Annotated in this window: 22 protein-coding genes; 10 read left to right on the top strand and 12 right to left on the bottom strand. The window is 62.4% G+C overall.

What is annotated here, in order from left to right; all coding sequences use genetic code 11:
* Positions 1-49: 49 nt before the first annotated feature.
* From AB5Y51_RS04975 to AB5Y51_RS04965, 3 genes are read left to right on the top strand one after another with little or no spacing between them, the layout of a single operon-like run.
* The gene (locus AB5Y51_RS04975) at positions 50-2,092 is read left to right on the top strand and encodes a protein-disulfide reductase DsbD family protein (protein WP_368178122.1); all 2,043 of its coding nucleotides are present in this window, start codon (positions 50-52) and stop codon (positions 2,090-2,092) included.
* A 10-nt stretch (positions 2,093-2,102) separates the two neighbouring features.
* On the top strand, positions 2,103-2,843 hold the full coding sequence (locus tag AB5Y51_RS04970; protein ID WP_113069041.1) for a DsbA family protein: 741 nt from the start codon (positions 2,103-2,105) through the stop codon (positions 2,841-2,843).
* A gap of 3 nt (positions 2,844-2,846) precedes the next feature.
* Entirely contained in the window at positions 2,847-3,371 is a 525-nt protein-coding gene (locus AB5Y51_RS04965; RefSeq protein WP_042014965.1) for a protein disulfide oxidoreductase, read from the top strand.
* A 76-nt stretch (positions 3,372-3,447) separates the two neighbouring features.
* Here AB5Y51_RS04965 and AB5Y51_RS04960 read toward each other — a convergent pair whose 3' ends face one another.
* Positions 3,448-3,858 (bottom strand): EF-hand domain-containing protein, encoded by a 411-nt coding sequence (locus tag AB5Y51_RS04960; RefSeq protein WP_368178121.1) that lies wholly within the window; start codon positions 3,856-3,858, stop codon positions 3,448-3,450.
* Between the two features lie 267 nt (positions 3,859-4,125).
* On the opposite strand from AB5Y51_RS04960, the gene AB5Y51_RS04955 reads away from it, so the two are divergent.
* From AB5Y51_RS04955 to AB5Y51_RS04925, 7 genes are all read left to right on the top strand, one after another.
* Positions 4,126-4,410, top strand: a complete 285-nt coding sequence (locus AB5Y51_RS04955) for a DnaJ domain-containing protein (RefSeq protein ID WP_024943298.1) — start codon at positions 4,126-4,128, stop codon at positions 4,408-4,410.
* Positions 4,411-4,433: 23 nt separating this feature from the next.
* A complete protein-coding gene (locus AB5Y51_RS04950) occupies positions 4,434-4,976 on the top strand; it encodes a hypothetical protein (protein ID WP_323913773.1) in 543 nt (180 codons plus the stop codon).
* 12 nt (positions 4,977-4,988) lie between these two features.
* Complete coding sequence (locus AB5Y51_RS04945; RefSeq protein ID WP_010672787.1) at positions 4,989-5,756, top strand: hypothetical protein; 768 nt, start codon at positions 4,989-4,991, stop codon at positions 5,754-5,756.
* 11 nt (positions 5,757-5,767) lie between these two features.
* The gene (locus AB5Y51_RS04940) at positions 5,768-6,670 is read left to right on the top strand and encodes a hypothetical protein (RefSeq protein ID WP_368178120.1); all 903 of its coding nucleotides are present in this window, start codon (positions 5,768-5,770) and stop codon (positions 6,668-6,670) included.
* Positions 6,671-6,892: 222 nt separating this feature from the next.
* The gene (locus AB5Y51_RS04935) at positions 6,893-7,144 is read left to right on the top strand and encodes a hypothetical protein (RefSeq protein WP_005305289.1); all 252 of its coding nucleotides are present in this window, start codon (positions 6,893-6,895) and stop codon (positions 7,142-7,144) included.
* Positions 7,145-7,202: 58 nt separating this feature from the next.
* Positions 7,203-7,574, top strand: coding sequence for a hypothetical protein (locus AB5Y51_RS04930; RefSeq protein ID WP_319909312.1), 372 nt, complete (start codon positions 7,203-7,205; stop codon positions 7,572-7,574).
* Positions 7,575-8,140: 566 nt separating this feature from the next.
* A complete protein-coding gene (locus AB5Y51_RS04925) occupies positions 8,141-8,830 on the top strand; it encodes a hypothetical protein (RefSeq protein WP_319909311.1) in 690 nt (229 codons plus the stop codon).
* Between the two features lie 172 nt (positions 8,831-9,002).
* Here the strand turns inward: AB5Y51_RS04925 and parC are convergent, their stop codons facing one another.
* The 11 genes from parC to nudF form a co-directional block, all read right to left on the bottom strand.
* Complete coding sequence (gene parC / locus AB5Y51_RS04920; protein ID WP_368178119.1) at positions 9,003-11,297, bottom strand: DNA topoisomerase IV subunit A; 2,295 nt, start codon at positions 11,295-11,297, stop codon at positions 9,003-9,005.
* Positions 11,298-11,552: 255 nt separating this feature from the next.
* A complete protein-coding gene (gene parE / locus AB5Y51_RS04915; RefSeq protein ID WP_368178118.1) occupies positions 11,553-13,451 on the bottom strand; it encodes a DNA topoisomerase IV subunit B in 1,899 nt (632 codons plus the stop codon).
* A 113-nt stretch (positions 13,452-13,564) separates the two neighbouring features.
* Positions 13,565-15,568 carry an FUSC family protein gene (locus AB5Y51_RS04910; RefSeq protein WP_368178117.1) on the bottom strand — a complete coding sequence of 668 codons (2,004 nt, stop codon included), beginning with the start codon at positions 15,566-15,568 and terminating at the stop codon, positions 13,565-13,567.
* 1 nt (position 15,569) lies between these two features.
* Positions 15,570-16,436 (bottom strand): HlyD family secretion protein, encoded by an 867-nt coding sequence (locus tag AB5Y51_RS04905; RefSeq protein WP_160838918.1) that lies wholly within the window; start codon positions 16,434-16,436, stop codon positions 15,570-15,572.
* Entirely contained in the window at positions 16,429-16,671 is a 243-nt protein-coding gene (locus AB5Y51_RS04900) for a DUF1656 domain-containing protein (protein WP_202395197.1), read from the bottom strand. The genes AB5Y51_RS04905 and AB5Y51_RS04900 overlap by 8 nt, the downstream gene beginning before the upstream one ends.
* Before the next feature lie 171 nt (positions 16,672-16,842).
* Positions 16,843-17,247 (bottom strand): GFA family protein, encoded by a 405-nt coding sequence (locus AB5Y51_RS04895; RefSeq protein ID WP_213319783.1) that lies wholly within the window; start codon positions 17,245-17,247, stop codon positions 16,843-16,845.
* A 36-nt stretch (positions 17,248-17,283) separates the two neighbouring features.
* Positions 17,284-17,907, bottom strand: a complete 624-nt coding sequence (locus tag AB5Y51_RS04890; RefSeq protein WP_368178116.1) for an NUDIX hydrolase — start codon at positions 17,905-17,907, stop codon at positions 17,284-17,286.
* 2 nt (positions 17,908-17,909) lie between these two features.
* Positions 17,910-18,497: a YqiA/YcfP family alpha/beta fold hydrolase gene (locus AB5Y51_RS04885; RefSeq protein WP_323882029.1), complete on the bottom strand. Its 588-nt coding sequence runs from the start codon at positions 18,495-18,497 to the stop codon at positions 17,910-17,912.
* Between the two features lie 9 nt (positions 18,498-18,506).
* Complete coding sequence (cpdA, locus tag AB5Y51_RS04880) at positions 18,507-19,325, bottom strand: 3',5'-cyclic-AMP phosphodiesterase (RefSeq protein ID WP_039039757.1); 819 nt, start codon at positions 19,323-19,325, stop codon at positions 18,507-18,509.
* Positions 19,326-19,352: 27 nt separating this feature from the next.
* Complete coding sequence (locus AB5Y51_RS04875) at positions 19,353-19,799, bottom strand: DUF1249 domain-containing protein (protein WP_039039758.1); 447 nt, start codon at positions 19,797-19,799, stop codon at positions 19,353-19,355.
* Between the two features lie 99 nt (positions 19,800-19,898).
* The gene (nudF, locus tag AB5Y51_RS04870; RefSeq protein ID WP_010672772.1) at positions 19,899-20,540 is read right to left on the bottom strand and encodes an ADP-ribose diphosphatase; all 642 of its coding nucleotides are present in this window, start codon (positions 20,538-20,540) and stop codon (positions 19,899-19,901) included.
* Positions 20,541-20,664: the final 124 nt, after the last annotated feature.

Below are 20,664 nucleotides of genomic sequence, written 5' to 3'. Positions count from 1 at the left end.
CCGCGCTTTTTCAGCCTGCTGTCACTCATTTTTTTGCGAGACCCAACACATGTCGAATCTCTTCAAGGCGGCCCTGCTACTGGGCAGCCTGCTGTGGCAATCCAGCGGATTGGCCAGCGATACGGGGTGGCTCACCCGCCCCCAGAACAGTCACGCCAAGGTCAGGCTGCAAGCCGACCGCAGCGTCCCGGATCAGACCCGCATCCTGCTCGATGTCCAGCTGGCGTCAGGCTGGAAGACCTACTGGCACAGCCCGGGTGAAGGGGGCATAGCGCCCCAGATCCTGTGGGATGAGCCGGTCGGCGACTTCCAGTGGCACTGGCCCACTCCGCGTCCCTTCGAGGTGGCCGGGCTCAGCACCCAGGGCTATCAGGAGCAGGTACGCTTCCCCCTGAACCTGGGCTACCCGGCCGGACAGCCGCTCAAGGGCACCTTGCGCCTCTCCACCTGCAGCAATGTCTGCATCCTGACCGACTACCCCTTCACCCTGGCGGCGGATGGGCAGGCGCCGGCCGGCTTTGACTTCGCCTGGGCCCGGGCCATGAGCACCCTGCCACAGACGCTGCCCGCCGACACCCGGGTCGAGCTCGGCTACCAGCATAACCAGCTGCAACTGCGGGCCGAGCGGGCAGAAGGCTGGCAGGAACCTGCGCTCTTCATCGATGCGCTGGAGGGGGCCGAGTTCGGCAAGCCCGCGCTCGAGGTAAGCGGCACCACCCTGATCGCCCGGGTGCCGGTCAGCGACGGCTGGCAGGGGGATGCCCCTGACTTGCGCGGTCAATCCCTCGGCCTGCTGCTCACCAGCGGCGATCAGGCCTGGCAGACCCGCGCCACCATCGCCGATCCCCTCGCCCTGCCGGCCCCGGGGCAGCCACTTCTATGGCTGCTGGGGGCGGCGCTGCTCGGCGGCCTCATCCTCAACCTGATGCCCTGCGTGCTGCCGGTGCTGGCCCTGAAACTCGGCACCGTGTTGCAGCAGCAGGGGCGCGAACAAGGAGGCGTGCGCAAGCAGTTCCTCGCCGCCAGCGCCGGGATAATCACCTCCTTCTGGGTGCTGGCGGCCATGAGCAGCCTGCTGCGCGCCACACAAGGGGCGGTCGGCTGGGGGATCCAGTTCCAGAGCGCCGGTTTCATCGGCTTCATGGTGCTGGTCACCCTGCTGTTTTGCGCCAACCTGCTGGGCTTGTTCGAGATAAGGTTGCCCAGCAATCTCAGCACTCGCCTCGCCACCCGTGGCGGCAAGGGGCTCGGCGGCCACTTCCTGCAGGGGAGTTTCGCCACCCTGCTCGCGACCCCCTGCTCGGCCCCCTTCCTCGGCACCGCGGTGGCCTTTGCCCTGGCGGCGCCCCTCGGCCAGCTCTGGCTCATCTTCACGGCCCTCGGCCTTGGCATGAGCCTGCCCTGGCTGCTGGTGGCGGCCCTGCCGCGCCTCGCCCTCTGGCTGCCCAAACCGGGCCGCTGGATGGGGCGACTGCGCATCCTGCTCGGGCTGATGATGCTGGGCTCCAGCCTCTGGCTGGCGAGCCTGCTTGGCAACCATCTGGGCAGCACGGCCACCGGCTGGCTGATGGCCGCCATGGTGCTGGCGCTGCTGATGGGCATCCTCTGGCGCTATGGCCTGCGCGGTTTCACGCTGGCCCTCTCCCTCTCGGCACTCATCGGCGGCGCCCTGCTGCTGGGGGGCGCCCTCACGGTGAAAGGGAGTGGCAGCGTCGATCGCATCGCCTGGCAGCCGCTCTCCGAGCAGGCCATCGCCGACGCCCTGGCCCAGAACAAGCGGGTCTTCGTGGATGTCACCGCCGACTGGTGCGTCACCTGCAAGGCCAACAAATACAACGTGCTGCTGCGTGACGAGGTGCAGCGCGCCCTGTCGGCCCCGGACGTGGTAGCCCTTCGCGGCGACTGGAGCCGGCCGAGCGATGCCATCTCCGTCTTCCTGCGCCAGCGTGGCGCCGCCGCCGTTCCCTTCAACCAGATCTACGGGCCCGGCCTGCCGGAAGGGGAGATCCTCTCTCCCCTGCTGGACAAGGCCGACTTGCTCGACAGCTTGCACAAGGCCGGCCTCGTTCAGGCCGATGCCACCCATTTCTAAGGAGAATGCCATGAGACTGCGAACCCTGACCCTCTGCACCGCCCTGGTAGCCGCCACCCTGGGCACCCCCACGCTGCACGCCGCCCCCTTCACCCCGGAGCAGGAGGCCCGCATCAAGGAGCTCATTCGCGAGACCCTGATCGCCAACCCCGGGATCCTCGACGAGGCAGCCGAATCCTGGGAGAAACAGAACGCCGCGACCCAGCAGGCCCAGATGGGTGACTTCATCAAGGGCAACCAGGATGTGCTGTTCAACAGCCCCACCAGCCCGCGCCTCGGTGCCAAGCATCCCAAGCTGACCCTGGTGCTGTTCACCGACTACAACTGCCCCTACTGCAAGCAGTTCGACCCGGCGGTCGCCAAGCTGCTCGCGGCCTATCCGGACGATCTGGGGCTGGTGATCAAGCTGCTGCCGTTCAAGGGGCAGACCTCCGCCAAGGCGGCCCAGTACAGCCTGACCCTGTGGCAACAGGATCCTGCCCGCTTCCTCCCCCTGCACGACAAGCTCATGAGCAAGCAGGGGATGCTGACCGAGACGGACATCAACAAGGCGCTGGCCGCCACCGACAACCTGGCCCTCAAGCCCGCAGGCAAGGCCACCGAGGAGCTGCGCAACAGCCTGCGCATCGGCACCCTGCTGGGCGTGCAAGGCACCCCGGCGACCCTTATCGGCAACCAGCTGGTGCCGGGCGCCATTCCCTATGACGAGCTGGAGCAGCTGGTCAAAGCCGAGCTGGCCAAGCGGAGCTAAGCCATGGCCGAGGATGCAGGCATAAAGGCCCCCCGCTGGCGCCGCTGGGGCAAGGAGGCGCTCTGGCTGCTGCTGATGGCGCTCGTCATCACCACCCTGGTGGATCTGTGGCGCAGCCCCACCCTGCCGGCGGGGGCCATGGAGGCCCCCTTCACCCTGCAGGACGGCACCACCACCACGCTGGCCGAGCAGAGCCGCGGCAAGCCCCTGCTGGTCTACTACTGGGCCAGCTGGTGCGGGGTGTGCCGCTTCACCACTCCCACGGTGGAGCAGCTCTGGCAGGAGGGCGAAAATGTGCTGACGGTGGCCCTGCGCTCCGGCAGCGATGAGCCGTTGCGCGCCGGGATGGCGAAGAAGGGGCTGACCTTCCCCACCCACAACGACGAGTCCGGGGATCTGGCCGCCCGCTGGCAGGTGGGGGTGACACCAACCTTCCTCGTCATCAAGGATGGGGCTCTGGTGAGCAGCACCACCGGCTGGAGCAGCGCCTGGGGGCTCAGGTTGCGGCTGCTCTGGGCAAGCTGGTAGTCCCCTTCATGCCAGAGATGCAAAGAGCCCGGTATCGCTACCGGGCTCTTTTTCATCAGAGGGCTGACAACCCGCCCTATTGGGCGGCCTCCATCGCCCGCTTCTCCAGATTGGCCTTGATGTCGAGACGCTCAGACTCCCCGATCACCCCGTCACCGTTCTTGTCCAGGCGAGAGAAGAGCGCCTCCTGCCGCGCCATGAACTGGGCCCTGGTGGTCTCCCGCGACGGCTTGAGCTGGCTCATCCGCTCCGGGACCGGCTTGCCAGCCTGTTGCATCACGCCAGCCAGCTTTGCCAGGCTGGCCTCTTTCTCGGCAACCGACAGCACGCCGTCACCGTTTTTGTCTTGCAGGGCAAAGCGCTGGGCGGCGCGCTCCATGAACTGGGCCTTGGTGACATCCCCCATCAGCGGCGAGACGGGCAATATGTCGCTGGCAGAGGCGGCACTGCCTGCCAGCGCGAGCACGAAAAACGCGGACTTGACCATGGCGATGACTCCTTGTGACGGCAGAATCCGGATGGTTCGGACAAGAGGGGGTCGGGCAACGCCGGGGCCTGCCGCCCCCCTCTGCCAGTGTAGCCCCGCCGCCATCTCGCACCGCCCGCTCTTTTCGTACAGAAAGACCGCACTTTCATGGCAGAGGCGCCGGCTTTCCGTTAAAATCTCCGGTTTTTGCCGAGCCTGGTTTGCCGACGTTGCGCCACCAGGTCGACACAGGATGAATTCCACCATGCCAGTGAGGCAGGATCCGTCATGAACAACTACTTCCGGGTGTTGGGCGTCAAGTCCAACGCCAGTGAAAACGACATCAAAAAAGCCTATCGACGGCTGTCGAACCAGTACCACCCCGACAAGCTGCACGGGGCGAGCGAAGAAGAGAAAGAGCAGGCAGCCGCCCGGCTGCACCAGGTAAAGCAGGCCTATGAAGTGCTGTCCGATCCGAAACAGCGGGCCGCCTTTATCAAGGATTTCAACAACGTCATCGTGACCGATCCCGCTGCTGCCATGCAGGAGATGTGGGACCAGTTCTACCCCTGAGCCACCAGGCAAGAAGAGCGACTATGCAAAAAAAATGGGACCAGGCACGGCTCAAGGCCCTGCAAAGCGATGCCAGCGAGAACATCGAATCCTACCGGGATCAGGATGACCCCAAGGGGCTCGAGCAGTTCACCGACCAGATGAAGGCCCTGCTGCTGGCCGACATGAGCATGCTGGAGTTCATGCCCGAATACCTGCCGCTCGCCCTCTATGGCCGGGTGCAGTTCCCGGCCAAGGCCAAGTCGCAGTGGAACAAGTGGCTCGCCAGCGGCGAGCAGCCCTCCTGGGACGAGTTCAAGGTGAGCGTCGGCTTCAACAACGCCATCCTGCCGCTGGTCAAGGCGGTGCGGGCACAGAGCGAAGATCAGCTGATGGAGGCCTGCGCCGTGCTGTTCCTGCTGGACAACCCGCTGCCGCGCGGCAGCCACCGCGCTGATGACGATTACGAGCTGCGGGACGAAGAAGAGGAAGACGGGGAAGATGCCGACGCCGACTACCACGGCGGCAGTGGCCGCTATGGTGATGACGACGGCGATCAGGATATGTACGACGAAGTCCGTTTCTAATTGGGGCAAGGCATGAGCAACAGTCTGATAGAAATTACCGCCATCGAGATCAAAGAGCTGGCCGTCATCGAGCCGAAGCAGGCCAGCGAGAAGTTCGAGCTGATCGCCAAGACCATGTCTGACGACCAGTTGGCAGAAGTGATTGAAAACATTGATATCGTTACCCTGACCCAGATCAACGGCCAGCACGACATCTCCTTCCCCTCCATCATCTCCGAGCTGATGACCCCGGAGCGGATCCGCGACATCGTCTGCCAGCAGCCCCTCTACTGGGAAGAGGCGATCAAGAACAACGCCGACGAGCTGCAACAGCACACCTTCGACTTCCTCAACTACCTGATCCGCACCCAGGAGAGCGAGGCCAAGCAGCGGGAGATCCTCGAGTGCGTGGCCGAAGATCCGGCCGGTCTCTTCTACCTCGCCATCCCCTTTATCGAGTTCTATCGCGGCGATCGCTATGAAGAGGACGAAGGCTATCGCGACGTGCTGCACGCCGAAGAGGAAGATCTCGAAGAGTCCCTGCGCTACAGCGAGCGCCAGCAGGCCGAAGACAGCCACGACTATGCGCTGGACGACCCGCGCAGCCTCTTGATGCTCATTCGCGAGCTGGCCCCCGAGGTGGAAAAATCCATCAAGTCGCTGCTGCGCAACGAGCACTCCACCTGGGACGGCATCATCAACAAGTTTGCCGCCGAGCTGGTGATGCAGGCCAAAGAGAAGAACAAGGTCGAGGAAGACGAGTACGGTGACGTCGACGACATGTTCAGCTTTCTGGATTAAGGAGCCCATTCATGCAGTTAGTCATTCGCGATGCCAACCAGGGCCCCTTTCTGACCCAGGTGCTGCGCTTTGGCCGCGACAACGAACTCTTGAGTCAGCAGCAGCTCGCCGCCATCAAGGGCAAGGCGGTGCTGATGAGCCTCAAATTCGCCGACAAGTACTACAACAAGTACAAGATGCACCTGCTGGAGCAGGCCGCCCACGACGTCATCGGCGTGGTGAGCCTCGGTCTGCAGGAGCTCTCCCAACGGGATCCGGCCAAGGCCCTGGCCCTGTTGCAGGCACCGGAAGGCCCCATCAAGCCGTTCCAGAAAGGCTGGTCCATGCTCATCACCGTCAGCCCCAAGCAGGCTGGCAACAGCCTCTACGGTGACGTGGATGCGCGCCTGCTGGACAAGATCTCGAGCCCGCCCGATGTGGAGGAGTGGCAAGGGTGGCAGGAGTACGAGAAGGCGCTGACCGAGCACAACAAGAGCCGCCTGATGGAGCTCATCGACCAGCACTTCTTCGCCTGCGAGAGCGACCACCCCACCATGGAGGACAAGCTGGCCGAGGCGCTGCTCTACCGCATCCTCTGCGGCAAGGGCAGTGGCGCCGCCCCGCTCAAGGTGAAGCAGGATCTCAAGCGCAAACTGGCGCGGGAGATTGAGCTCGACGAGGGCTGGTACGACACAGACTACCTCGCCGCCCAGCTCACCCTGATGCTGAGCGCGCTGCCCGTCGACATGGCCGCCGCCCTGCGTCAGGAGCTGAGCCCGGGCTTTGTGCCCAACCTGCTGCATACCCTCGGCTTTGTGCGTCAGTACCAGCAGTTGCAAAAAGAGGACGCCTCGCCGGAGAAGCTCGACAACATGGAGATGCGCGCCGGGATCCGCCACCCCCTGCTCGGCTGGCCCCTCTATCACGACTTCTGATGACGGGCTTTCCCCTTCACGCTGTTCCAACGCCCGGCTTGCCGGGCGTTGTGCTATCCAGCGTCCCGTTTTTAGCACGAACACTAGCAATGGCCACCACCCTCGGCAGAAAACTACCCCGTAAGCGTCATTGGCCCCATTTTTGACAGGGATATAATGACTCCCCCATACAAGCCGCAGGGGAGCAAGGCCGTGAGCAGAAAGCCCGACAGGATCACCGCGATGCAGCAGATCATCGACGCCGTGAAGGCGGAATTTCCGCTCTACCAACCGGATACCTTCAAGTGCGGGCCGGACAACACCTGCATCGGCTGCCCCAAGAAGCTGATGGAGCTGGTGGATACGGACCTCTGCTACTGGCAATATCAGATCGATCGCGGCATCCCGCCCACCTTCGACGAGCTCTACAGCTTCGGCAAGCTGTGCAAGAACATCCGCCGGGCGCTGGTGCGCAATGGCCGCATCCCCGCCTGAGCGCCCCATCGCAGCCAGGACTAAGGCCCCCGCCGGCAACATCTGAGAGGAACCGTTTATGACCCAGGAGAGGATACAGACCCGCTATACGCTAAATGGCCCCCTTGCCAGCCGCGCCGAGCTGGAGCAGGCCATCACCCGGGCCATCGAGGCGAACAAGCAGGACTTCTTCCCCCTGCTGGAGCGGCTGGTGGACGTGGGGGACAGCCGGGTCAAGCTCAGCCAGAAAGATCCGCTGCGGGTGCTCAGCATCGAACTCGCTGACGACCGTGAGGGGTTGGCCCATATCAACTACGAGTCCAACTTCGCCGAGAGCTGCCTGATTATCAATGAGTACGACCAACACCAGACCAGCCTGCCCTTTCACCTCGACGGGGATGTACTTGTCTTCGACGTCGAGCTGCCGATTGCGTGGAATTTCAATAACTGAGATTCAGAGGTGTAATGCCGCCAGGTTGCTACACCCGACCAGCCCGCCCCCCTCACCCTAGCCCTCTCCCAAGGGAGAGGGAACCGTATCGAGCCAACGTCAAGCCATCAAGGCAGCAACAATCGGCAAGCAGCAGAGAGTTGGATCAAGTAGGGTCGATTAGCGAAGCGTAATCGGCCACACCGCAGACTCGTGGTTATGGGTATAGAGAGCAGATGAATTACCAGCAGAATGGCGGCAACCTGTTTTCGCGAACGTCTGATTACGCTTCGCTAATCAAACCTACGACCCTTAGACTTGAACGTTCCTCCCCTGAGCTAAATCCCCTAAAAACCAGAAAGATCGAACCATAATAAGGGCAGACGATTTTGCATGCTATCGGAAACTGCTGTAACATCAGCTGAGCTCCAAATGAGGAATCTGCATGGCAATACATACTAACTTTTATAATCTTATATATTTACGAGGATAAAAATTAATAAAATAACTAACCAATAAATTGAATCGACATTTTATATCACCCTACAACGCCCTAATTCTTCATTTAATACTAATAGGCTATAAAGATGAGCGAAGATAATCAAGATATCCACGAACACATATCTAATATCGGAAAAACTCTATTTCATGACCCTTTTAGTGAACTAACTCGAAAACGTCAATTAGCATTACTATTATTTTCTATTATGTTGATTTTTGTTAGCATGGATATAATTGAAATAACCAAAACTGATGTTGCATGGTTTAGTTTTAAAACCAACGGGATAGATAGTCTAACAATTATACTAATGTCACTTTCCATCGCTACCCTCATACTATTTTGTCTTGGGGCAGCCATTGATTATCGCATTCGTTACCACCATATATTACCCGCTATCGCTAAAATAAACGACTTAAATAGGATATATTCATCTCAATCTAAAGCTAATTATGATCGAGCTGTTTTACTAGCAAAAAAATCTGAAGAAAAAATAAACATTAGAAAAAAAATGCATGATGAACTGTCCATTCTAAAAGGTGACGACCACGAATCACACCGAAAAGAATATGATGAGATTATAAAAAATGACGGCCTTGATTGTATTATAGAAGAATTACACTGCCTTGCCACAAATAAGAGCATTAACTTAGAGTTATTACATTCTGTCTTAATTAAATATAAGAGGCTGGGGGTTATTCAATTTGGCATAGAGACTCTTGCCCCATCAATTATTTCAATTTATGCAATAGGCAAAGGCTTTATATCCCTACAATAACATGATTATTTAAATCCCGAGCTATATTCAGGGGTATATGATTTTAATCAAACCTGTACATACTCAGACTTAATTAAAAATTAGGAAGCACTGTTTTGTCGAGAACAAAGGTAATACATTAGGTCATCCGTTTACTCAAAAGAAGGGAGCAATTAATGCTCCCTTCTATTTATTACCCTTCCTGATTTTCCCCGGCTGCCGGCTCGGCGCCGACGACGGTTTCAATCTCGATGCGATCGACTCGCTGCAGACCGCGGGGCAGTTTGGCGCCGCGGCGACCGCGCTCGCCGCGGTAGTAATCGAGATCCGAAGGTTTCAGGGTCAGCTTGCGCTTGCCGGCAAACAGGGTCACCGACTGGCCCTGCGGGATGACGGCGGCCATCACCACAAACTCCTCCCGCGCCTTCACCCGCGCCGACGGGATGCTGATGAGCTTGTTGCCCTTGCCCTTGCCGAGTACCGGCAGGGTATTGAGCGGGAACAGCAGCATGCGCCCCTCGTTGGAGATGGCCATGCAGAGATCCGTGTCCGGCGCGCCTATCCTCTGGGGCGCCATGACGATGCCCCCTTCCGGCACGGTCAGCAGCGCCTTGCCGTTCTTGTTCTTAGCCGTCAGGTCGTCGTATTGGCAGACGAAGCCGTAACCGGCATCAGAACAGATCAGATACGGCTCGCCCTCGTTACCCATCACCAGATGACGCACCTCTTCACCGGCCCCCAGCGCGAAGCGGCCGGTGAGCGGCTCGCCCTGACTGCGGGCAGAGGGCAGAGTATGGGCCTCCAGGGAGTAGGTGCGCCCCAGGGTGGAGAGGAACACCGCCTGCTGGTTGCTGCGGCCAAAGGCGTGGGTGAGGTAGTTGTCCCCCGCCTTGTAGGAGAGGCCCTCCACATCCACGTCGTGGCCCTTGGCGGCGCGCACCCACCCCTTGTCGGACAGGATCACGGTGACCGGCTCGCTCGGGGTGAGCTCCTTCTCGGTCAGAGCCACGGCGGTGGCACGCTCCACCAGCGGGGTGCGGCGATCGTCACCGTACTTCTCGGCGTCCGCCAGGATCTCTTTTTTCAGCAGGGTGCTGAGACGACGCTCGGAACCCAGGATCAGTTCCAGCTTGTCGCGCTCTTCCGCCAGTTCATTCTGCTCGGCGCGCAGCTTGAACTCTTCGAGCTTGGCCAGGTGGCGCAGTTTGAGCTCGAGGATCGCCTCGGCCTGGGTCTCGCTGATGTTGAAACGCTCCGTCATCACCCGGCCCGGCTCCTCTTCGGTACGGATGATCTCGATCACCTCGTCGATGTTGAGGTAGGCAATGAGCAAGCCTTCGAGGATGTGCAGGCGGGCCAGCACCTTGTCGAGGCGATACTGCAGGCGGCGGCGCACCGTCTCGCGGCGAAAGCTCAGCCACTCGGTGAGGATGGTCTTGAGGTCTTTCACCTGGGGCCGGTTGTCCAGACCCAGGATGTTGAGGTTGACCCGGTAGTTCTTCTCCAAGTCCGTGGTGGCGAACAGGTGGGCCATCAGCCCCTCCACGTCCACCCGGTTGGAGCGCGGCACGATCACCAGACGGGTCGGGTTCTCGTGGTCCGATTCATCGCGCAGGTCGGTCACCATGGGCAGCTTTTTCGCCACCATCTGGGCGGCGATCTGCTCCATGATCTTGGCGCCTGAGGCCTGATGGGGCAGCGCCGTGATGACGATGTCGCCATCCTCCTCGCTCCACACCGCCCGCTGCTTGATGGAGCCCTTGCCGGTCTCGTAGATTTTGCGGATGTCGTCGCGGGGCGTGATGATCTCGGCATTGGTCGGGTAATCCGGCCCCTGCACATGGGCCATCAGGGCATCCAGGCCGGCATTGGGGTTATCCAGCAGCTCCACGCAGGCGTGGGCCACTTCCCGCGCGTTGTGGGGCGGGATATCGGTCGCCATACCTACCGCGATGCCGGTCACCCCGTTGAGCAGGATGTGCGGCAGGCGGGCGGGCAGCACCACGGGCTCCTTCATGGTGCCGTCGAAGTTCGGCGTCCACTCCACCGTGCCTTGCCCGAGCTCTGAGAGCAGCAGTTCGGAGAAGCGCGACAGCCGCGCCTCGGTATAACGCATGGCGGCGAAGGATTTGGGATCGTCCGGCGCACCCCAGTTGCCCTGACCGTCCACCAGCGGGTAGCGGTAGGAGAAGGGCTGGGCCATCAGCACCATGGCTTCGTAACAGGCGCTGTCGCCATGGGGGTGATATTTACCCAGCACGTCACCCACGGTACGGGCGGACTTCTTGTGCTTGGACAGCGCCGACAGACCCAGCTCGCTCATGGCGTAGATGATGCGCCGCTGCACGGGCTTGAGGCCGTCGCCGATATGCGGCAAGGCCCGATCCATGATGACGTACATGGAGTAGTTCAAGTAAGCCTGCTCGGTAAAGGTGCGCATTGGCTGGCGCTCTACCCCGTCCAGACTGAGCTCGATGGCATCACTCATGTGATTATCTCTTTCGGTTCGGGAGCTGGTTGGCGCTCTACTTCATCCAACAGACTGAGCTCGATAGCATCACTCATAAGGTTGTTCTCTTGCTATGGCGCGCCCTCAGAGGGCACGCCGGAAATGCGGGTCGGCAGGGGGCCGACGGTGAATCACAAGACCCCCTCCCAACCTCCCCCTCCATGAGGGGGAGGAGAGGCTTGGCCCCCTCCCCTTGCGAAGGGGAGGGCCGGGGTGGGGTACTTGCGACTCGCTTTAGATGATGGCGAGGTTGCCCTTCTCTTCCAGCCATTCGCGGCGATCACCGGCGCGCTTCTTGGCCAGCAGCATGTCCATCAGTTGCAGGGTCTCGTCCCCATCTTCCCCTTCCGCGCCCATGGTGAGCTGCACCAGGCGGCGGGTGTTGGGATCCATGGTGGTTTCCCGCAACTGCTTGGGGTTCATCTCACCCAGCCCCTTGAATCGGGTCACCATCACCTTGCCCTTCTTCTTCTCGGCTTCGACCCGTTGCAGCACGCCGTTCTTCTCGTCCTCGTCGAGGGCGTAGAAGACCTCCTTGCCGATGTCGATACGATAGAGGGGCGGCATGGCCACATAGACATGGCCCTTCTCCACCAGCGTGCGGAAGTGCTTCACAAAGAGGGCGCAGAGCAGGGTGGCGATGTGCAGACCGTCCGAGTCCGCATCCGCGAGGATGCACACCTTGCCGTAGCGCAGGCCACTGAGATCGTCGGAGTCGGGGTCAAGCCCGATCGCCACCGAGATGTCGTGTACTTCTTGCGAGGCGAGCACCTGACCGGCCTCCACCTCCCAGGTGTTCAGGATCTTGCCGCGAAGCGGCATGATGGCCTGGAATTCGCGATCCCGCGCCTGCTTGGCACTGCCGCCCGCGGAGTCACCCTCCACCAGGAAGAGCTCCCCCTGCATGGGGTCGGCGCAGCCGCAATCGGTGAGCTTGCCGGGCAGGGCCGGGCCTTGCGTTATCTTCTTGCGCACCACCGTCTTGGCGGCGCGCATCCGGCGCTGGGCGCTGGAGATGCAGAGCTCCGCCAACTGTTCGGCCAGCTCGGTGTTGCTGTTCAAGTAAAGGCTGAAGGCATCCTTCACCACGCCCGACACGAAGGCCGAGCTCTGGCGGGACGACAGTCGCTCCTTGGTCTGGCCGGCAAACTGCGGGTCCTGCATCTTGATGGAGAGGATGTAGGCGCAGCGATCCCAGATGTCTTCCGGGGTCAGCTTGACCCCGCGGGGCAAGAGGTTGCGGAACTCGCAGAACTCGCGCATGGCGTCGAGCAGCCCCTGGCGCAGGCCGTTGACATGAGTGCCACCGAGCGCGGTGGGAATGAGGTTCACATAGGATTCGGCGAGGCACTCGCCCCCTTCCGGCAACCAGCACAGGGCCCAGTCCACCGCCGACTGCTCGGAGCTGAAAGAGCCGACGAAGGGCTGCTCCGGCAGGCAGGTGAACTGCTTGACCGCATCGATGAGGTAATCCTTGAGGCCGTCTTCATAGCACCACTCAAGCTTGATGCCGGTGTTCTTGTCGAGGAACTTGATGGTGAGGCCCGGGCAGAGCACGGCCTTGGCTTTGAGCAGGTGCTCCAGCTTGGAGACCGAGAAGCGCGGCGAATCGAAGTAGCGCGCTTCTGGCCAGAAGCGCACCCGGGTGCCGGTGTTGCGGCGTCCGCAGGTGCCGGTGATGGTCAGATCAGACACTTTCTCGCCACGCTCGAAGGCGATGTCATAGACCTGGCCGTCGCGGCGCACCGTCACCTCGACCCGATCGGAGAGGGCGTTCACCACGGAGATCCCTACCCCGTGCAAGCCGCCGGAGAACTGGTAGTTCTTGTTGGAGAACTTGCCCCCCGCGTGCAGCTTGCAGAGGATCAGCTCCACGCCGGAGACCCCTTCCTCCGGGTGGATGTCCACCGGCATGCCGCGACCGTCGTCGATCACCTCGAGGGACTGATCCTCGTGCAGGATCACCTCCAGATTGCGGGCGTGACCCGCCAGCGCCTCGTCGACGCTGTTGTCGATGACCTCCTGGCCGAGGTGATTGGGCCGGGTGGTGTCGGTGTACATGCCGGGGCGGCGACGCACCGGTTCAAGGCCATTGAGGACCTCAATGGCATCCGCATTGTATTGAGTGGACATGGAGGGCCTTGCGAATTGACGTTTGGGGGGAATCTTACTCGCTGGGAGGGCCCGGGACAAATGGGGCGCTCGCAAAGGGTGATCCAGAGGGGCTCCGGCCTCCCCGCCCGGGATCAGGCGGGTTCCCCGGGCAGGGCCTGCACAAGCTGGGAGAGGGAGCAGTGAAGTCGCCACACCAGCCCCGCCAGTGCCCGGGCCGCCGGGTCTGCATGTTCCCCCAGCCCCTGGCTGATGCGGTCCAGCTCCGCCAGGGTGCGCCCCAGGGTCTCGTGCTGCACGCCCCCTTCGATCAGAATGCCTTTCAGGCAGCGCAGACAGCCGTCCCGCACCAGATAGAGGGCCGGATCCCGGCTGCGCCAGAGCCTGAGCTGCCAGACGATATGGCTGCAATTGAGCAGCACCACGCCCCAGCGCAGCACCCAGAGCCGGGCCCCCTGATCCTGACTCTGGCTGAGCTGGCTCACCGCGTGATAGACCCGGGATTCAAACTCCCCCTCGCTCTGATGCGGGGCCGGGGCCAGCTGGTCCACGAAATCCCGCCGCAGACGGTGCATCAGGCGGCGGCTCTTGCGCCGATCCGAGCTGGGCCTCAGGAGCTGGAACGCCAGCCCTGCACTCATCACTCCCAGTGCCTGCGCTAGGCTGCTGTTGACGAAGGCGAGGTAGTCGTAGCTCGGCGGATTGGTGATGGCGAGGAAGGAGCCGAGCAGCACGATGAGCTGGCCCCAGAGCGCCGCCCCCTGGGGGCGCTGCAATTTCAGCAGTTGCAGGGTGATGAGAGCGGGGAACAGCAGGGCACAGAAGATCCAGAAGTCGTCGATGCGGATCATCAGCCCGAACTTGACCCCGAAGCAGATAAAGCTGAGCAGCACGATGGCCTTGAGCATGGTCTGGGCCCCCTTCGCCGGGGCCGGGGTGGCGGAATAGAGCACGCAGCAGATGGCGAGCAGGGTCAGGGCCGCGGCGCCCGCATCCCACTGGGTGTGGATCCAGAAGGTGCAGCCAAGCATCACGCAGAGGAAGGTACGCCCCCCGTTGTAGGCCGCCTCCAGACCGTCGGTGTGGCTGGTCAGAGAGCTGTGGCGCGGCGGCGCCGGCCACTCCTGACCATCGTGGCGGGCCAGCCTTTCCAGCCAGCGCTGACACTCCAGGTAGCTCCAGCAGAAGTGGCGCAGCCGCAGCCAGAAGGCCTGACAGCGATAATCGTCCCCCGAACGGGCCACGAAGGGCGCCATCAGGCGGGCGATGCGCAGCTTGTCGCAGCCCCCCTGCCCCAGCTCCCGCAGCACGGCGGCCAGCATGGGGGCCGGGTCGACTGCGTCCTCTGGCCAGTGTTGCAGCATGCGGCGCAGCCCCGAGATGAGGCTGACCATCCTCAGCTGGCGATGGAGCAGATAGTTCAGCAACTGGTTGTGGCGACGCAGGCGGTGGTGGCTCCAGACTGCCTGGATGCGCAGCACGTTCAGGGTGAGGATCTGACCGATCACCCCCTCGTGGGCGGTGCGCACATCGGCGCCCGTCTCCCCGAGCCAGAGCAGCTGGGCATGTTCCAGCAGCCGGGTCTGGCTCTTGCCAAGGGAGTCCAGCAGGGTCTCGCCATCGGAGAAACTCGGCAGGATCATCATCATCAGTCCGCCGCAGAGGATGCCGACGATCACCTCGCTCACCCTGGCCTGGGCGATGTCGAAGATATGTTGCGGGTCGGTCAGGTTGACGCAGGAGAAGGCGATGATGGCGGCGGTATAGCCCGCCAGGGCGAAACCGTAGGAGACGTTGTTCTGATGGTGGTTGGAGATGTAGGTGCAACCCCCCAGCCAGAGGGCGATAAGCAGGCTGAAGAGCCAGGGATCACCGATGCCAAGGCCGGTGATCATCACCGCCGCCATGGCGCCGATGAGGCTGCCCACCACCCGCCCCAGGCTCTTGCTGATGACGCCCCCCACGGTGGGAAAGCTCACCACGGCGGCGGAGGTCATGGCCCAGTAGGGAGAGTCGAGTTGCAGCACGAACGCCAGCCAGAGCGACAGGCACATGGCCAGGGCATTGCGCAGGGCGTAGCGCCACTGGCCGCCGTTGGCCTTGCCCCAGGGGGTCTGGCGCCAGAGCGAGAGGATCACTCTAGTCCCCTATGGTGATGGTACAGGTCGTGCCCGCGATCAAGACCAGATCCGGGGGAATCGCCAGCAGCCTGATCCGCACCGGCACCCGCTGGGCCAGACGCACCCAGGGCACGTTCGGCTTGACGTCGAGCAGCAGCCCCTCACTGCCTTCCAGGCTCTGATCGTGAATGGCGCGCCCTATGCTTTCCACCTCCCCCCTGAGTACCCGATCCCCGCTGTAGAGCACCACCTCGGCCGGTTTGCCGGGGGCGATGTGCCTGAGCTTGGTCTCTTCGAAATAGCCCTGCACATAGAAGGAGTGGGTGTCTATCAGGGCCACCAGGGGCACCCCGGCGGTGGCGTAGTTGCCGACCCTGGCCTGCAGATTGGTGATGTAGCCGTCGCTCGCGGCATGGACCTCGGTCCGGGCAAGGGACCATCTGGCCTGCTCCAGATTGGCCTGGGCCACCTCATAAGCCGCCTTCATCGCCTGGGCATTGAGCCTGGATTCATCCACCGCCTCGGCGGAGATGACGGTGCGGGAGAGGCTCTGGCGACGGTTCGCCTCGTGCTCCGCCTTGTCGAGATCCGACCTGGCCTTGGCCAGGGCCGCGCTGGCGTTGTCCAGCGCGATGCGATAGGGCTCGGGATCCAGGGTAAAGAGCAGGTCCCCCACCTTCACCAGCTGGTTGTCCTTGACCCCTATCCTGACGATCTTGCCCGACACCTGGGGCGTGATGCTGACCAGCTCGGCCCGCACCTTGCCATCCCGGGTCCAGGGACCCTGCATGTAGTCGTTCCACAGCCACCAGAGCGACACCAGCGCCAGGGCAAAGACCAGCAGGGTGGAGAAGTATTTGAGGGTCGCAAGGGGTGATTTAGCCATGTAGCAATATCCATAGGGCGCCACTGACGGCGAGGATGAAGAGGGAGAGATCCATCAGCAGGGGATGCCAGACATCCCCACCGTAGAGCCAGTCCCGCAGCAGATGGTGCACCGGCAGCCAGCCCAGCAGGCCGAGCAGTACGGCCTTGAACAGGGGCGGAAAGTAGAGCGAGGCCCCGAGGATCAGATCCGGCAGCGCTGAAGCAGTCGTCACGGGTGTGCCCCCTGTTGGCAGAGATGGAATGAAGAGAGAGGCCGGGGTCCGCCGGGAGACGGACAGGGCAAGGTTAACACAGCCATGGCGGGGGCTACACAAGCAGATGACCCCCTGAGGCGTCGTCACGGGAGTGGCACGACAACGCCTCGCCCGTCCTCCCCGCCACCCGTTGGGGCAGTCACCTCGCGTTCAATCGGCCACGGTATCTGCCGGGTGATGCACCCCGTCCCGGGTCGGCACCTCTCCCAGATCGAACGGGTTGACCCCCTCCAGACAGGCGAGGTTGTAGCCATATTCCGCCGGATTGGATCGGCGCTGGTGATGGGTGTAGATGCCGCAGACGCTGCAGAAGTAGTGTTTCGCGGTGCGGGTGTTGAACTGGTAGCAGCGAAGCGCCGCCTCCCCTTGCAGGATGCGGATGCCGGAGAGCGGCACCGAGGCGACGATGGCCCCACGCCGCCGACAGAAGGAGCAGTCGCAGCGGCGCGGATCCACCACGCCATCCGGCAGGGTCAGCTCCAGCACCACGGCGCCGCAGTGGCAGCTCGCCTTGTGTTTCTTCTGGATGAGGGTATTGCCGATGCGTGTGATCATGCTGCCTCCTTGCCGCAGTGTCAGGCTGCGAACCGGTTAATCGAACAGGGTATCCCCCCGCCCCTGCGACAGATGGTCATGCAGGGTGCGCAACTGGGACGCAACCACCCGGTGGCGGGAGAGTTCGGGCAAGGCGTCGATGGGGAAGTACTCCGCCCCTTTGGTTTCATCGGTGTCGGTAAGCAGAGCGCCGCCCGTCACCTCGCACAGGAAGAAGGCCTTGTGGGCGTGGGGCAGCTGCAGGGGATGGGGATGCTTGAGCTTGTCGAACAGGGCCAGCAGCTGCACCGCCCGACAGGCGAGGCCGGTCTCCTCGCTCACTTCCCGCACCACGGCGTCCGCCGGCGAATCGCCGATGTCGCACCAGCCCCCCGGCAGAGTCCAGCAACCGTCACTGCGCTCCTGCACCAGCAGGACATGGCCCGCGTCGTTCTGAATGAAGGCCCGCACATCGAGCTTGGGGGTGGGATAGCCGCTGTCGAGGGCAATCCAGTCGCCGATGGCGTCGGGAGCCAGCTCGCTCTGGCTGGCGATGAGCGTCACCGTGGCCGCTCGCAGCGCCTCGAAGCGGGCGATGTCGAAGGGATCCCGGGAGTAGGTGAGCCCCGCCTGGGCCGTAGCCAGCACCTGTTCGAGGAAGGCGGCCAACGGCGGCTGCACGGCTAGAGCCCGAGGAAACGGACGATCTGGGCGGGGTAGCGCTCGAAGCCTGTGAAGGCGTGATCGCCGCCGCACTCCAGGGAGAGACGGGCAAAGCGGTATTCGTCCAGCGCCTTGCGATAGTCGAGCACCTCGTCCTCCTGCTGTTGCAGCACCCAGAGCCGCTCGGGAACAGTCACCGGCACCGCCAGCGCTCTCAGCTCGTCCATGTGTCCGGGCAACAGTTCATAGCGTTCGCCGCTGTAGGGGTTGGTCTGGGGGCCGAGGTAGTCGCAGAGCAGCTCGTGGGGGCGCACCGCCGGGTTGATGAGGGCGGCGCGGCAACCGTATCGCTCGCTGACCCGGGTCGCCATAAAGCCACCGAGGGAGCTGCCCACGGCGCCCAGTCGCAGGGCGCTGCCGTGGCGGGCCTTCAGGTCGGCGATGGCCTGCTCGATGGCAGCCCAGGCGGCCGCCGGGGTGTTGGGCTGGGCCGGGATCACCACCTCGATATCGGGCCTGTTCTCTGCCACCCAGGCCGCCATCTGCTGCGCCTTGGCCGAGCCGGGGGATGAATTGAAACCGTGCAGATAGAGCAGGACGGGCTTCATGGCAACCCCTCAGTAACCTGTGGCATTGGGGTCGGGCACGAACTGGCCCAGCGGCAGGCGCCACACCTGACTCGCCACCCGGCCATCCGGGTGCAGGGTGAGGTAGCGCCAGCCCGGGCCGGATTCGTCCAGTGCGAAACCGTCAGAGAGCGGCTTGAACTGGATGCAGGTAGAGGGGCTGGCGATGAGCCGCACTCCGTGGTGCACCTCGTCAAACTCCTGATGGACGTGGCCGAACAGGATGGTCTTCTGCTGCGGGTGGCGGGCCAGCACGGCGAACAGGTCGTCGGCATTCTTGAGGTTGTGCTGATCCAGCCAGGCGCAGCCCACCGGCACCGCCTGATGGTGCAGGGCGATGAGGGCATGGCGCTCGGGATGCTGGCGCAGGGCCTGATCCAAGGCCGCCAGCTGGTGATCCCCCAGCACCCCGTGGGGTTTGCCGCGCACCTGGGTATCCAGCAGGATCACCTGCCAGTGATCCCCCACCAGTTGCTTGGCCTCGCTGATGCCGGCCGCATGGAGGTATTCGGTCATCAGGGGGCCGTCGTCGTGGTTGCCGGGCAACCAGTAGATGGGGCGAGCCAGGGGCGCCATCATGGAGGCGAAGCGCTGGTAGGACTCCGGGCTGTGATCCTGGGAGAGATCCCCGGTGGCGAGGATGAGATCGAACGGGTGCTCGTTGGCCTGCACTCGCTCCAGCACGGCGGCCAGACTCTGCGCCGTGGGTACGGCCAGCAGCCGCCCCTCGGCACTGGCGAAGAGATGGGTATCGGTAATCTGTAACAGGCGCACACTGCCGTCCGGCGCCTGAGGTAGCTCTGTTTCCAAAATCACGCTTCTTTTTTATGGGTTCGACTAGAGGATGTTAATCAGGCTGGTGCCGTGTTTGAGACAAAATCTCAACCAATCGGCCAAGAATAGATTTACCTGCTCCTTTTCATCCCTGTGATGCATTTTTTGATTGGGATAATCATAACGTGGTTGCAACATTGAAATCTGTTGCGCCGCACACACTTCCGCCATTCGCACATCATGATACAAACGAATCTCTATCCGGGCTTGCAAGTAGCTCGGCAATTCGGGGTTGTGCTGGGCCAGGATCACCTGGCTGGTGAAGCGGCTCTCCTCGGTCACCGTGAGCTGGAACTGCAGGCCGTTGCCGACCTGATAGCGGCGCTCAGCACCTACGCTGCCGCCGGGCGGCAACAGTTTCATCAGCGCCATGTAATTGACCTCGCAGGTACGCTGCAAGGACATCAAATCAGGCACATAGCGCTTCATCGGGCTCTGGACTAATGACATGTCGCGGCTCCCTCAATCAGGGTCCATGAAGGGTGGACCCACTGCACAGTGTTCCAGTCGGACACAGGGCACCTGACCCGGGTCTGAACGAGCGTCACCTCAGCGCCCCGCCAGCCAGCGTGCCCGCAGCTCGCCGTGATTCAGGGCCAGCCACTGCAGGGCGATGACAGAGGCGGCATTGTCGATGCGCCCCTCTTTGAGCCAGGCATAGGCCTGCTCGCGGCTCACCACGTGGACCCGGATGTCTTCCCCCTCTTCCGCCAGACCGTGGATCCCCTTGGCCTGACTGGCATCCACCTCGCCCACGAACACCTCGATGCGCTCGGTGCTGCCACCCGGGCTCACCAGATAGCTGATGGCGTGTTCGCAGCGTCCCACCTCGATCCCAGCCTCTTCCACCGCTTCGCGCCGCACCACAGCCTCGGCGGTCTCCCCTTCATCGATGATGCCGGCCACCAGCTCCAGCAGCCAGGGGGTGGCGCTGGTCTCCATAGCGCCGATGCGAAACTGCTCCACCAGCACGATCTCGTCCCGCACCGGATCATAAGGCAGCAGGGCGGCGGCATGGCCACGTTCGAACAGTTCCCGGACGATGGGGGCGTTCCAGCCACCGGCAAACAGCCTGTGTTGCAGGCGGTAGACATTCACCTTGAAGAAGCCATTATATCCAGCTGATTTTTCAATGATTTTCACATCATCGCTGGAGTAGTGGCAGGTTTGAGGCAAGGCTTGCTGTGACATTCGAGACTCCTGCCAGCTTGACTTGGCTTGGTTTGACCATAATATTCGGGGGCATGAATGAACATTCATTCACTCGCTCTCGCCGACGATGAGGGAAGGATTTTAGCAGCCACAGGGCATTTGG

Origin of the sequence: Aeromonas sp. R7-1 (assembly GCF_040908115.1) — a bacterium.
GTDB lineage: Bacteria > Pseudomonadota > Gammaproteobacteria > Enterobacterales > Aeromonadaceae > Aeromonas > Aeromonas caviae.
Note: the sequence above shows the minus strand (reverse complement) of the source record. Positions and strands in the feature narration are given on the sequence as shown.